Source organism: Paenibacillus sp. GYB003, assembly GCF_036577625.1.
In the GTDB taxonomy this organism is placed as follows: Bacteria; Bacillota; Bacilli; order Paenibacillales; family NBRC-103111; genus Paenibacillus_AB.
In genome coordinates this window covers 80,060-93,387 of sequence record NZ_JARBDC010000005.1, presented here as the reverse complement: position 1 = coordinate 93,387, position 13,328 = coordinate 80,060, and the positions used below count along the sequence as shown (strand labels likewise).

General features: G+C 59.8%; 12 protein-coding genes. 3 read left to right on the top strand and 9 right to left on the bottom strand.

What is annotated here, in order from left to right:
* Window positions 1-62: 62 nt before the first annotated feature.
* From ytvI to PV407_RS03885, 5 genes are all read right to left on the bottom strand, one after another.
* Entirely contained in the window at window positions 63-1,109 is a 1,047-nt protein-coding gene (gene ytvI, locus PV407_RS03905) for a sporulation integral membrane protein YtvI (protein WP_332088561.1), read from the bottom strand.
* A gap of 18 nt (window positions 1,110-1,127) precedes the next feature.
* Window positions 1,128-2,438 carry a hemolysin family protein gene (locus PV407_RS03900; protein WP_332088699.1) on the bottom strand — a complete coding sequence of 437 codons (1,311 nt, stop codon included), beginning with the start codon at window positions 2,436-2,438 and terminating at the stop codon, window positions 1,128-1,130.
* A 248-nt stretch (window positions 2,439-2,686) separates the two neighbouring features.
* The gene (gene yfkAB / locus PV407_RS03895) at window positions 2,687-3,814 is read right to left on the bottom strand and encodes a radical SAM/CxCxxxxC motif protein YfkAB (RefSeq protein ID WP_332088560.1); all 1,128 of its coding nucleotides are present in this window, start codon (window positions 3,812-3,814) and stop codon (window positions 2,687-2,689) included.
* A gap of 120 nt (window positions 3,815-3,934) precedes the next feature.
* Complete coding sequence (locus tag PV407_RS03890; protein WP_332088559.1) at window positions 3,935-4,744, bottom strand: undecaprenyl-diphosphate phosphatase; 810 nt, start codon at window positions 4,742-4,744, stop codon at window positions 3,935-3,937.
* A 25-nt stretch (window positions 4,745-4,769) separates the two neighbouring features.
* Window positions 4,770-6,203, bottom strand: a complete 1,434-nt coding sequence (locus PV407_RS03885; RefSeq protein WP_332088558.1) for a bifunctional metallophosphatase/5'-nucleotidase — start codon at window positions 6,201-6,203, stop codon at window positions 4,770-4,772.
* Window positions 6,204-6,375: 172 nt separating this feature from the next.
* On the opposite strand from PV407_RS03885, the gene PV407_RS03880 reads away from it, so the two are divergent.
* Window positions 6,376-7,089 (top strand): molybdenum cofactor biosynthesis protein, encoded by a 714-nt coding sequence (locus tag PV407_RS03880; protein WP_332088557.1) that lies wholly within the window; start codon window positions 6,376-6,378, stop codon window positions 7,087-7,089.
* Between the two features lie 45 nt (window positions 7,090-7,134).
* Here PV407_RS03880 and PV407_RS03875 read toward each other — a convergent pair whose 3' ends face one another.
* Window positions 7,135-8,244, bottom strand: coding sequence for a C40 family peptidase (locus PV407_RS03875; RefSeq protein WP_332088556.1), 1,110 nt, complete (start codon window positions 8,242-8,244; stop codon window positions 7,135-7,137).
* A 216-nt stretch (window positions 8,245-8,460) separates the two neighbouring features.
* Here PV407_RS03875 and PV407_RS03870 point away from each other — a divergent pair, with 216 nt between their 5' ends.
* Both PV407_RS03870 and PV407_RS03865 read left to right on the top strand, forming a co-directional pair.
* Complete coding sequence (locus PV407_RS03870) at window positions 8,461-8,745, top strand: DUF4183 domain-containing protein (protein WP_332088555.1); 285 nt, start codon at window positions 8,461-8,463, stop codon at window positions 8,743-8,745.
* A gap of 102 nt (window positions 8,746-8,847) precedes the next feature.
* The gene (locus PV407_RS03865; RefSeq protein WP_332088554.1) at window positions 8,848-9,015 is read left to right on the top strand and encodes a hypothetical protein; all 168 of its coding nucleotides are present in this window, start codon (window positions 8,848-8,850) and stop codon (window positions 9,013-9,015) included.
* Window positions 9,016-9,349: 334 nt separating this feature from the next.
* On the opposite strand, the gene sufB is transcribed toward PV407_RS03865, so the two are convergent.
* From sufB to sufD, 3 genes are read right to left on the bottom strand one after another with little or no spacing between them, the layout of a single operon-like run.
* Complete coding sequence (gene sufB / locus PV407_RS03860; protein ID WP_332088553.1) at window positions 9,350-10,747, bottom strand: Fe-S cluster assembly protein SufB; 1,398 nt, start codon at window positions 10,745-10,747, stop codon at window positions 9,350-9,352.
* A 41-nt stretch (window positions 10,748-10,788) separates the two neighbouring features.
* Window positions 10,789-12,018, bottom strand: coding sequence for a cysteine desulfurase (locus tag PV407_RS03855; RefSeq protein WP_332088552.1), 1,230 nt, complete (start codon window positions 12,016-12,018; stop codon window positions 10,789-10,791).
* The gene (gene sufD, locus PV407_RS03850) at window positions 12,015-13,310 is read right to left on the bottom strand and encodes a Fe-S cluster assembly protein SufD (protein WP_332088551.1); all 1,296 of its coding nucleotides are present in this window, start codon (window positions 13,308-13,310) and stop codon (window positions 12,015-12,017) included. The genes PV407_RS03855 and sufD overlap by 4 nt, the downstream gene beginning before the upstream one ends.
* Window positions 13,311-13,328: the final 18 nt, after the last annotated feature.

Sequence of the window (13,328 nt, the reverse complement as noted above, 5' to 3'; positions counted from 1 at the left end):
GCTTCCCCGGTCCGGTAAGATCCGATCGATCGCCTTTATGGTCCCGCGCTGCGCAAGGAACGCTACTCCAGCTTGATTTTGAACTGGAGCAGGCCGACCTTGCGCATTTCTTTGTACAAAATCATCAAAATCGGCCCGAGAAACAAGCCGACGACGCCCATCAGCTTAAAGCCGACGTACAATCCGACGAGCGTCGGCAGCGCGCCGATGCCGATCGAATCGCCGAGTATTTTCGGCTCGACGATGCGCCGGAATATCGTTATGACGATGAACAAGGCGAGCAGCCCGATCGCGAGCGACACTTCGCCCTTGATGAACACGTACGCGGCCCACGGCACGATGACCGAGCCGGTGCCGAGAATCGGCAGCACGTCGACGATAATGATGAGCAGCGCGAGCCCGAACGGATTGTCGACCCGCAGGATGAGCAGACCGACGAGCGACACGAGGTACGTCAGCGCGCTCAGGATGATTTGCGCCCGCAAAAAACCGACCATCGAGTTGCGCAAATTGCCGAGCACGTTCGATATTTTGTCCCGCGACTTGTCTTCGAACAGGCCGAGAAACCGCGTCTTCAGCAGAGGCAGGCTGAAGCTGGTCAAGTACAGCGCGACCATGAACACGACGAAGGCGACGAACAGCGTCGGAACCGCCTTGGCCGCGTTCAGGAAATAGCCGGTGACGCCGCCGATAATGCTGCTGAGCGAATTGGTCAGCGTTTGCACGCCGTGCTCCAGGCCGTACTGAAGCTGCGCGGCGACGTCGGCCGGCAGCGAGCTGTAGAACAGCTCGGTCCGCTCGGTCGCGTCCTTGAAATACCGGTTGAACTCCTCCAAATATGCCGGCGCTTTTTTGCCGAAATCGATCAATTCCCCGATCAGCCCGGCCCCGCTCATGTACGCGACGGCGAACAGCACGATCGCGAACAGCGTGCAGACGATCGTGGACGAAGCGATCCGGTTCAGGCGAAGCCACCTCGTCAAGGCGACGACGAGCGGCTCGAGCAGCATCGCAATCAGGAGCGCCAATAAAAACGGCATCCCGATCGTAAACAAGCCGTACAACAACACGATGCCGATCACGATCGTGACGATCGTTTTCATGGACATAGTTTCCCCCGCTCCCCTTTATTCCGCGGTCGAATCGTCCTCCGCGGGCGCCCCGGTCCTGCTCGGCGTTATGTTCACCCGCACGACGCGCAGCCGGTCCGCCTCGGCGACCTCGAACGCATATCCCCCGTATTCCACCTTGGCGCCGAGCAGCGGAACGTCTTCGAGCTCCAGCTGCTTGAACAGCCAGCCGCCGATCGAATCGACCTCGTCGTCCTCGATTTCGATATGCAGCATGTCGTTAATATCCTCGAGCAGCATCCGGCCGTCGACGGACGTAATTCCGCCGGTCACTTCGACGCTCGGCCGCCCTTCGTCGAATTCGTCCATCATTTCGCCGACGATTTCCTCCACGATGTCGTCGACCGTCACAAGCCCGGCCGTGCCGCCGTATTCGTCGATGACGACGGCGATTTGCGACCGTTTCTTTTTCATCAGCCGCAGCACGTGGCTCACTTCCATCGACTCGGGAACGGTCAAGATCGGGCGGATGAACGTTTTCAGATCCGGCTGTTTGTCCGGTTCGCACGTAAGCAGGTCCGAAATGTGCACGAAGCCGACGATGCGGTCTTTGTCCCCCTTCGCTACCGGGTAGCGCGTATGCTTGGAGGCGAATACCGTTTTCAGGTTTTCCTCGAACGATACGTTCGTGTACAGGCAGTCCATGTCCGTACGCGGCACCATCACCTCGCGGGCGAGCCGGTCGGCGAACTCGAATACGTTGTCGAACAGCGCCATCTCGTCTTTGTCGATAATGCCGCTCTTCGCGCTCTGATTCATCAGGATGCGGATTTCCTCTTCCGTATGCGCCTCTTGCTCCGAGGCGGGCTCGATGCCGATCAGCCGCAGCAGCCGGTTGGCCGCCCCGTTCAGCAGCCAGATCGCCGGCATGAACAGCTTGTAAAACATCATGAGCGGCGCCGACAGCCACATCGACGTCCCTTCCGACTTCTGGATCGCCAGCGATTTCGGGGCGAGCTCGCCCAGCACGATGTGCAGAAACGTGATGACGCAGAAGGCGACGACGAACGACACCGTATGGCTCCATACCGCTTCGGCGAAGCCGAGCTTCGCGAGGATCGGCTCGACGATAAGACGCGATATCGCCGGCTCGCCGACCCAGCCGAGGCCGAGCGAAGCGAGCGTAATGCCGAGCTGCGTGGCGGACAAGTAGGCGTCGAGCTTGCCGGTCACCTTCAGCGCGTATTTGGCTTTGCCGCTCCCCTCGTTCGCGAGCTGGATCAGCCGCGAATGGCGCACCTTCACGAGAGCGAACTCCGCCGCCACGAAAAATCCGTTCATAAAAACGAGCACGAGCACAAGCAGCATATACAGCAGCAGTTCTGTCCAGTTGTAATCCAATGGTCACTCTCCGGCCGAGGAGTTAGGAGCCCGGCGAAAGCCGAAGCCGAAGCCGAACCGACGACGGTCGCACGGCCCGCAACCGGCGCGGACGTTCCGCCGGACTTCGCTCCTGGCGAAGAATTCCTCCCTTTTCGTTCGCTAAGTTGGCTGGATGGATCGTTCTTCTCTATTGTGCGCCGATCAGGGCGCCCGCGCAGCGGCTTCGGCCGCTTTTATACGACCGCGCTTCGTTTCTTGAAATCGACGTCGCGGTAATAGGCGTCGGCGACCAGCAAGTTCGGACCGCAGCACGCCGCGGCGTCGCAATGGCAGTCGACTTTCCGGTTAAGCGGATGGTCCAGCCATTTGGCGAATACGCCGTCGAACGAATCGACGGCCATGTTGCCGAGCGCGGCCAAATCCGCGAAGTCGGTGACGAACAAGTCGCCGCTGAACAGGTTGACGTTCAGCCGGTTCCGCCCGTCCGGGTCGTTACGGACCGTCACGTTCGGCTCGTTTCTCAGCCGCCGGACGACGTCCAGATCGGCCGGATCGGAGCTGCAGGCGAAAAACGGCAGCGTGCCGAACAGCATCCACAGGTCCGGGTCGCGGCTGTCGAGCAGCCGGTGAATCGCCGCGCGTATTTCCGCCAGCGTCAGCTTCGGCAGGCCGGCGGCGAAGGCGCTCGGGTACATCGGGTGCACCTCGTGCCGCCTGCAGCCCATCTCGCCGATGAGCCGGTGTATGTCGGCGATCTTCTCGTGGGTGCGGAAATTGATCATCGATTCGGCGGAAACGAACATGCCGCCCTTGCTGAGCGCCAGCGCGTTCTCCATCATCCGCTCGTACAGCGCGGCCGCCGTTTCCTTTCCGACCGGATGGCCGCTGTGGACGAAGCCGACGCGATGAAAGTCGTCCGCTCCCGTATAATTGAACGAAATGTGCATGACGTCCAAGTAAGGCGCCATCATTTCGTAGCGGGACAAATCGAGCGTGACGTTCGAATTGAGCTGCGTCCGGACGCCCCGTTCTCTCGCATATTTAAGCAGCGGGACGATATAGTCCTTGACCGTCTTCAGCTGGTACGACGGCTCCCCGCCGGTAATGCTGATCGTCTCCAGATGCTCGACCTCGTCGAGCCGTTTCAGCACGTCCGCAAGCGGCACGCGCGCGCCTTCGGTCATCGTCAGCGCGTCGCCTACCGCGCAATGCTCGCAGCGCATGTTGCACAAATTCGTGACCGTAAACTCGACGCTCGTCAAAACGTGGCGCCCGTACCGGCGCAAAGAGCGGATCGGGTCCCACGGGTCGTATTCCGGCGATAGCGGCTGCAGCGCAACCGCCCGTTCATATGGATTCATTCGGTCTTTCCCCACCTGACTGTTCCTTATCTTTCCCATTTTACCCGAAAGCGGCGCAAAAAGAAAACCCCGGCCGCTCGCGCTCCTTTCGTCGCGCTTGACGGATCCGGGGATAGCAGACTAGAAGCCTGCCGTATACATATAAACGAGGACGACCGCGGCCAGCGCGAACCGGTAGTAGGAAAAATACGTCAGCGACAGCTTGCCGACGAGCTTGATGAACGTCGCGACGGCGATCAGCGCGACGACGAACGAGACGATAAATCCTGCGGCCAAAAATCCGAGGTCGTCCGCCGTCATCGAGCCGATGCTTTTGAGCAGCTCGTATCCGGTCGCCGCGCACATGACCGGAATGGCGATCAAAAACGTGAAATCGGCCGCCGCCGCCCGGCTCGCCCCCGCCAGCATGCCCGCCGCGATCGTCGAGCCGGAACGGGAAAACCCGGGCCACAGCGACAAGCACTGGGCGATGCCGACGAACAGCGCCTGGCGGTACGACAGGTCGTCCATATCCCGCACCGTCACTGTAGGCTGCCGTTTCTCGCCGATGATCATAAAAATGCCGCCGGCGACCAGACCGATGACGACCGTCTCCGGCATGAACAGCAGCTTGATATAGTCGCGCAGCACGAACGCCAGTCCGAGGGCGGGAACGATCGCCAGAGCGATGTGCAGCAGATTGATCCGGCGCGGCTTGGCGCGGGCTTCCCGGTCGTTGTAGCCGAACAGCCGGAGCACGCGTTTCCAATAGATGACCGCAACCGCCAATATCGCGCCGAGCTGGATGACGACCTCGAACGTTTCCGCCTTCTCGCCCGTAAACCCGATCATATGGCCGACCAAAATCATATGGCCCGTCGACGAAACGGGCAAAAACTCGGTCAATCCTTCGACAATGCCGATTACGAGCGCAACCCATAAACTAAACATAGGCTCCTCCCCCGAACGAAAGTAGTCATCCTATCGAAAACCAGCGCGGCACGCCGCTGCGCCGGATTTCCTCCTCGTCCCCGAGCTGCGCCCTCAGCACGTCCCGGATAAACTCCGGCAAATAGTACGCGACCGTCTCCCCCTGCCCGAGCGACATATAACCGATGCCGAACGTAAACATGTCGATCGTGCCGACCTCGTACAGCCGAAGCGGATCGAGCGGCTCCCCGTTGACCGTAACGGAGCGAATTTTGCCGTAAGGCTCCCCGTCCGCCGCATATTCCACGCGGACGCCGGACAAGCACAGCGTCCCGAGCACTTTGCCGCGAAAGCCGAATCCTTTCAGCGGCTTCCGCGTAAATTCGTCCAGCAGCGATTCCTCCAGCGCGCGCCGGATTTGTTCGCCGCTTAGCCGGACGAGACAAGGGTTGATCGGCGACGGACAAATTTCCAGCAGCTTGTACAGCGTCACCTCTCCGGCCGGGAGGCTTTGCAAAATTTGCCCGGCGTTGACGATGCCGATCTCCGCGTTCGTCCAGCGGCGAATGCCCGACGCCAGCAGGTTGCCGAGCCCGGACTCCGTTTCCCAGCGAATGTCGATCGGCTTGTCAAGCACCGCCGCGGCGCGCTCCAGCCGGCTGCGGCTCGCCCGCTCCTCGGCGCGAATGAGCTCCTCGATCCCGGGATCGGGCGGGAAACCGTCCGTATCGCGGCATCCTCCGTCGATCAGGCGGAGCGCACCGCTGTCCGCGTCGTAGGCGAACTCCAGCTCGCCGACGTATTTGCCGAAGCAGCCGGCCGCCGCGATATACGTCCCGGCGTAATGAAGCGGCTGCTCGAGCAAATGATGCGTATGGCTGCCGATAATAATATCGATGCCGTCGATGCGCTCGGCCATCGCCTTGTCGTTGTTGATGCCCAGATGCGACACGACGACGAGCACGTCCACGTCCGGACGCAGCCGCTCCGTCAGCCGCGCCGCCGTTTCGATCGGTTCGGCGACGGTCCAGCCGAGCAGCGAATAAAAATCCGGGTAGTACGCGGTCAGCCCGATGACTCCTACGCGGATGCCGCCGCGCTCCACGATCCGGTACGGCTCCATCCAGGCGGGGGGCCTCCCGGTCGCCGACTCGAGCAGGTTGCCGCAAACGACCGAATAGCCGCGCCGCTCCGCATAAGCGGCGGCGAGCATGTCCGGCGTCATCGTCAGCCCTTCGTTGTTGCCCGGCACGACCAGATCGTATCCGGTCGCGTTCAGGACGGCGATGTTGGCCAGGCCGGCGCTCCCTTCCGTTTCCGGCCGCATCCGGTCCATATGATCGCCGCAATCGATGACGAGCGGATCGCCGGCGGCGTGCTTCGTCCGCAGCCGGCGAAGCGCTTCGGCAATGCGGGGCATCCGTTCGAAATGACTATGTATATCGTTCGTATGAAGAAGGACCAGTTTTCGTTCGTCCATGCTACGTCGATCGCCCCCAGCGCATGTTCCATCCAAACGTGTATTCGATTTCCGCCGCCCTTTTTCCTGCACGTCCCCCGATCCTCCCATTGTATGCTTTTTTTTGCCGGACATGCCAAGAACATGATACACTACTGTAGACGTGCAAAACGGTTCGGAGGTGTCATGTTCCGTGCAGCTTACGATTCGGTTGTTCGCCGGCTTGTCGGACAAGCTCGGCGCTTCTTCCTTGACCGTGACGATCGACGGCGACGCGGTGACGGGCGCGGAGCTGAAAGCGGAGCTCGCCCGGTCGTATCCGGAGGCCGCCCCGCTGATCCGGGCTTCGTTTCTCGCCAAAAACCAAACGTACGCCGGCGACGGCGAGACGCTCGCGGCCGGCGACGAAATTGCCCTCATTCCGCCCGTGTCCGGCGGACAAGGCGCGCCGGGCGATGCGGCGCCGGCGCTCCATCTCCTGACGACGGAACCGCTGTCCGTCGAACGAACGTGCGCCAAAGTCGCCGACGACGAGCATGGAGCCGCCGTCGTCTTCGTCGGCACGACGCGCCGGACGACGTTCGGCAAGCGCACCGTCCTGCTCGAATACGAAGCGTACGAGCCGATGGCGCTCAAAACGATGGAGCAAATCGCCGCGGAAATCGGCGAGCGCTGGCCCGGCGCCAAGTGCGCGATCTCGCACCGGATCGGACCGGTGCCCGTCGGCGAAACGAGCGTCGTCATCGCCGTCTCGACCCCGCATCGCGCCGACGGCTACGAGGCGAGCCGGTATGCGATCGAACGGTTGAAGCAGATCGTTCCGATTTGGAAAAAGGAAGTGTGGGAGGACGGCTCCGAATGGAAAGGGCCGCAAACCGGACCGTGGAATCCGTTGAGTCCGATATAAAGTAGTCAAGCCGGGGAGCGATCCCCCGGCTTTTTTTCGTACGATTTACGGGCCGACGCGTTTGGCGGCGAGAAACGTTTTTTTCCAAAACGGCTTGTTGATGCTCGTAATTTGCACGCCGTTTTGCGGCTTCGTCGACGCATGGATCATGTTCCCGCCCCCCATGTAAATTCCCACATGTCCGACGGTTTTGTTCGACTTGAACCGGCCCGGCACGTAAAAAAACATCAGGTCGCCCTTTCGCAGCATTTTCCGGCTGACCGACGTGCCCTGGCGGGCTTGCGCGCGCGCGGTGCGCGGCAGCGTAATCCCGAACTTGCCGTATACGTACTGCGAAAACGTCGAGCAATCGAACACGCCCGACTGCGGGTACGGTTCGGCGCCGAATACGTATTTCACGCCGATATAGCGCTGGGCGGTCGAAATGACTTTGTTCATGTCGATCTGCTTGAGCGCGGGAATCGCATCCGCATAGCCGCCGTACGGCGAATCCGGACCGGCGCCTCCGCCGTCCGCGATCAGGAGCGAAGCGGGCGTATCGGCCGCCTTGAACGGATCGTTCGGGTCGTCGGCGAAGCTGAGCTCGTCCGCGCTCGTTTCCGGATCGGCGGGCTCGTCCATTAGCGGGCGATCGGCCGCCTCCGGGCCGGGGAGAAGCGCCAATTCGCCGCTCCGCTGCTCGTAGCGGATATCGTCGTGAAACAGGTCGGGCAAAACGGCTACGGGAATATACAAAATGCCTTCCGCCACTTTCGGAGCGTCCGGCAGGGTCACCGCATCTCCTTCTTTGACCGCTTGAGCGCTTCCTCCCGTAAGCTCCATCACCGCATCGGTGTCGCCCATGCTCAGCTTGCCGGCCGCAGCGTCCCAGGCGGTTTGGAATTCGAGCAGCTCAGCCAGCTTCGGCCCCGAAATGTACGGCTTTCCGTCCAACGTAACGATCGGAATGCGTCCCTCGTCCGCATTCAGCAGCTCGGGGCCCGAGCCGGATAAAGCGCCCGGATGCGGAGCGCCGGAACGCGTCGTCGTGTCGTCGCCGGGAGCGGACTGCCGCGATTGGCGAAACAGCCCTCCGCCTGCCCCTCCGCAGCCGCTTGTAACGGCAAGGGAAGCCGCCAAAAGCGAAATGGCCCAAATTCGCGCCGATTTGTTCATCGAATCGATTCCCTCCTAAAAAGGATTCATGCCATTTGTAGGTTGGGATACCGCGTTTCGATTTATGCGTTCGGTCAACCCGGGCTTCGCTAGTAAAATCAGGGTACCGGCGGAATCTAGCAATGCTTCAAAAAATGGCGACTTTCCCTTATAGAATCGCCCTTCCCTGGCAGGCTTCCTTTACATTTACTAGAATAGAAAGGAGGTGCGAAACCGATGCCGATCGTAACCCCATACTCCAATGCAAGACGGTTTTCGTCTACGGCCGGTGCCGGAACGGGAACCGGGGCCACCTTCGCCATTGCCGCTACGGCCTTTACGGCGGATACCGGCGCAGCCGCAACGGCGTTTCCCGCACTGTATTCGTACTATAACCTGTATATCAACGGAATTCTTCAGACGGCCGACACCTCGTCCGTCACGACTACCGCCATTACGATCCCCGGAGGAGACGTTCTGGACGCCGGCAACCCGATTATCGTCGAATTCATTATAAGCTGACAAAAACACCCCGCCCGTCCGAACCAACGGCCAAGCGGGGTTTTACGATTGGCGAATAGTTTCGCGCCGTCGCCGGCATGCTAAGCTTCGGGAGGTGAAGATTTGGACAACAACCGCGACCCGCTGAAGAAAGGCCGTTCCGAACCTCGGAAAGAAATCAAAACGATCGGCGAAATCGCAGCCGAAAACGATATTACGAATGTGGAAGAGCCGGGGCGTTATTTCATGGAACCGACGGCGGACAAAAATACTTATATCGATGAACCTTAAATTCGCAACCGCAGTTTCGAATCGAGCGGCTCAGGCGGTGATAACCTTTTGAAAAAGAAAGCGAACCGAAAGCAAACCGTTGTTTCAAACGCGGCGATCGTCGAACATTTGCTTACTAACAAAATCGAGAAAGAACAAGCGAAACGGATGGACAACAACTGACTGGACGCGATCGATAAACTTGCCGAAAAACCGAGATCTGAAATCGGCTCTCATGAGAGAAGGGTCCACCCATTTTATTGGGTCGACCCTTCTATTATTTCGATTCGAGCGGCCGGGGCCGGAAGCGTGCCGATGAGGTGCGGACCCGTACCTGCATTCCGCAAGCCTTTCCTTACCCGATGCTGCCTTCCATTTCCATCTTGATCAAACGGTTCATCTCGACCGCGTATTCCATCGGCAGCTCTTTCGTGAACGGCTCGATGAAGCCCATGACGATCATTTGCGTCGCTTCCGCTTCGCTGAGGCCGCGGCTCATCAAGTAGAACAGCTGATCCTCGGACACCTTCGACACGGTCGCTTCGTGCTCGAGCGTAATGTTGTCGTTCATGATTTCGTTGTACGGAATCGTGTCCGACGTCGATTCGTTGTCGAGAATGAGCGTATCGCACTTGATGTTCGCCTTCGAACCTTCCGAGTTGCGGCCGAACGAAGCGAGACCGCGGTACGTCACTTTGCCGCCGTGCTTGCTGATCGATTTCGAAACGATCGTCGATGTCGTTTCCGGCGCAAGGTGGATCATTTTCGCGCCCGCGTCCTGATGCTGGCCTTTGCCGGCGACCGCGATCGAAAGCACCATCCCTTTCGCGCCGCGGCCTTTCAAAATGACGGCCGGATATTTCATCGTCAGCTTGGAGCCGATGTTACCGTCGACCCATTCCATCGTCGCGTTTTCTTCGGCGACCGCCCGCTTCGTGACGAGGTTGTAAATGTTCGGCGCCCAGTTTTGGATCGTCGTGTAGCGGACGCGCGCGTTTTTCTTGCAGATGATTTCGACGACGGCGCTATGCAGCGAGTTCGTGCTGTAGATCGGCGCCGTGCAGCCTTCGACGTAATGGACGAAGCTGTCCTCGTCGGCGATAATGAGCGTGCGCTCGAATTGGCCCATGTTTTCCGAGTTGATCCGGAAGTAAGCCTGCAGCGGAATTTCGCACTTCACGCCCTTCGGGACGTAGATGAAGCTGCCGCCCGACCAAACCGCGCTGTTGAGCGCCGCGAACTTGTTGTCCGCGATCGGTACGACGGTGCCGAAATATTCCTTGAAAATGTCCGGATGCTCGCGGAGCGCCGTGTCCGTATCGGTGAAAATGACGCCCTGCTTCTCCAAATCTTCCTGCATGCTGTGGTAGACGACTTCGGATTCGTACTGCGCCGAAACGCCCGCCAAAAACTTTTGCTCCGCTTCCGGAATGCCGAGCTTGTCGAACGTGTTTTTGATTTCCTGCGGCACTTCCTCCCACGTCTTGCCCTGCTTCTCCGAAGGCTTGACGTAGTACGTGATGTCGTTGAAATCGAGGTCGTCCAGATTGCCGCCCCAGCGCGGAAGCGCCATTTTATTGAATTGGTCGAGCGATTTCAGACGAAAGTCGAGCATCCATTGCGGCTCGTTTTTCATTCGCGAAATTTCCGTGACGATTTCTTTCGTCAGCCCTTTTTCCGAACGGAACACGGCCTGGTGCTCGTCGCGAAATCCGTACTTGTACTCTTCCATTTCCGGCATTTGCTTAGCCATGATCGTTTCCCTCCCCGTTTCGTCGTGGAATTGGATAAAGCTTACCCGATGCTTTCAAAAAAACGCTGCGCATTGCGAAGCGCGGCTGCGAGCTTCGCCACGTCGTCTTCGGTGTTGTACAGGTAAAAGCTGGCGCGCGCCGTCGCGTTCACGTTCAGCCATTTCATGAGCGGCTGGCAGCAGTGATGGCCCGCCCGGATGGCGACGCCTTCCTGATCGATGACGGTCGCGACGTCGTGTGCGTGAATGTCCTTCAGGTTGAACGTAACGATGCCGGTACGGTTGTCGCGAGGACCGTAAATCGTCAGCCCCTCGATGTCCGAAAGCTGCTCGTAGGCGATTTTGGCGAGATGAACGTCATGGGCGTGAATGCGGTCCATGCCGATTTCCGTCAAAAAGTCGATCGCCGCTCCGAGTCCGACCGCGCCCGCGATAATCGGCGTACCGCCTTCGAACCGCTCCGGCGGCTCTTTGAACGTGGACTCGAACAAGTCGACGCGGTCGATCATTTCGCCGCCGAACTCGATCGGATCCATTTTCTCGAGCAGCTCGAACTTTCCATAGAGTGCCCCGATTCCGGTCGGACCGCACATTTTGTGGCCGGAAAATGCATAGAAGTCGCAGTCCAGCGCCTGCACGTCGACCTTGACGTGCGGCGTGCTCTGCGCCCCGTCCACAAGCAGCTTCGCGCCGTGCCGGTGGGCGACGGCGGCGATTTCCTTGATCGGGTTCGTCACGCCGAGCACGTTCGACACGTACGTGATCGCGACCATTTTCGTCCGGTCCGTAATCGCGATTTCCGCGTCCTGCAGCGAAATCGTGCCGTCCGGCTGCAGCGGAATATATTTCAGCGCGGCGCCGGTCGCCTTGGCGACTTGCTGCCACGGAATGAGATTGCTGTGGTGCTCCATCGGGGTAATGACGATTTCGTCGCCTTCCCGGCAGACGGACCGGGCGTAGCTGGAGGCGACCAGGTTGATCGCCGTCGTCGTTCCCCGCGTAAAGATGATTTCTTCGCGGCGTCTCGCGTTCAGGAAAGCGGCGACTTTGTCGCGCGCCTCCTCGTACGCGTCGGTCGCCCGCGAGCCGAGCGTATGCACGCCGCGGTGCACGTTCGCGTGATCGTTCTCGTAATACCGCTTGATCGCCTCGATGACGGCGACCGGTTTCTGGGAGCTCGCGCCGCTATCCAAATAAACGAGCGGATGACCGTTTACTTCCTGATGAAGAATCGGAAACTGGTTGCGAATTTCGGCTCCGAGGCTGCTCATTGTCCGAGCTTCCTTTCGACGAGCGATTGCAGCTGCTTCTGCACGTTTTCGATCGGCACCTCGTTAATGACCGGCGCCAAAAATCCGTACACGACCAGCTTGTGCGCTTCCGCCCTCGTAATGCCGCGCGACATCAAGTAATACATATGCTCGGGGTTCACTTGGCCGACGCTGGCCGCGTGTCCGGCTTTGACGTCGTCCTCGTCGATGAGCAGAATCGGGTTCGCGTCGCCGCGCGCTTTCGGGCTCAGCATGAGCACGCGTTCGGTTTGCTGGCCGTTCGCGCCCGTCGCCCGCTTCTCGATTTTCGTAATGCCGTTGATGATGGCCGTCGCTTCGTCCATCATGACCGCGCGCGTAATCATGTCGCTCGGCGTGCTTTTGCCGAAATGGGTCGCGCGCGTCGTCAGGTTCACCTTCTGGTCGCCGTTGCCGACCGAAATGACCTTCGCGTCCGAGCTCGAGCCGTTGCCCTGCAGCAGCGTCGCGGTGTCGGCCATCGCGTTGCCGCTGTTCAGCTCGCCGACGATCCATTCGACGCGGGCGTCGTTATCGACGATCGCGCGGCGGTACATGAGGCCCGTCGACCCTTTGCCCAAATTTTGCACGGTGGCGAACTGCACCTTCGCTCCCGGCTTCGCGATCACTTCCACGATTCCGTTATGGACGAACTCCTTGCCGTCCTCGGAGAAATAGTTGTCGACGTACGTGACCGAGCTGTTCGCTTCGGCGACGATCAGCACGTGCGGCGCGAACGTCGCGTCGGCGTCGTCCGAGAAGAAGAGCGCCTGCAGCGGCACTTCGACCTGGACGTTTTTCGGCACGTACAGGAATACCCCGCCGTTCCAGATCGCCGCGTGGAGCGCGGTTACGCTGTTTTCCTCCGGCTTCACGACGCTCATGAAATACTTTTGCACGAGATCGCCGTGCTCCTTGGCCGCCGTCTCCAAATCGGTAAAGACGACCCCTTTGCCGGCCAGCTCGCTCGTCAATTGCTTCCATACCGCGCCCGAATTGCGGTGCACGACGACGTTGTCCGCCGATTCGCCGATCAGCGTCTTGACCGCTTCCGGCAGCTGCTCCAGGCTTTGCAGCGGGGCCGGCGTTTTATACGATCCGTAAGCATCGAGATGCCAACGGTCGATTCTCGTTTTTTCCAATTTCGGCAGCTCCAACGATCCTGCCAATTCCAAAGCTTTCAAGCGGAGATCGGTCAACCACGAAGGCTCGTTCCGGCTTTTGGACAAGTCAGCTACGGAATTGCGGTCGATTGGAAGAACGGTTTGAGTCATGTCGATTCCTCCATATCG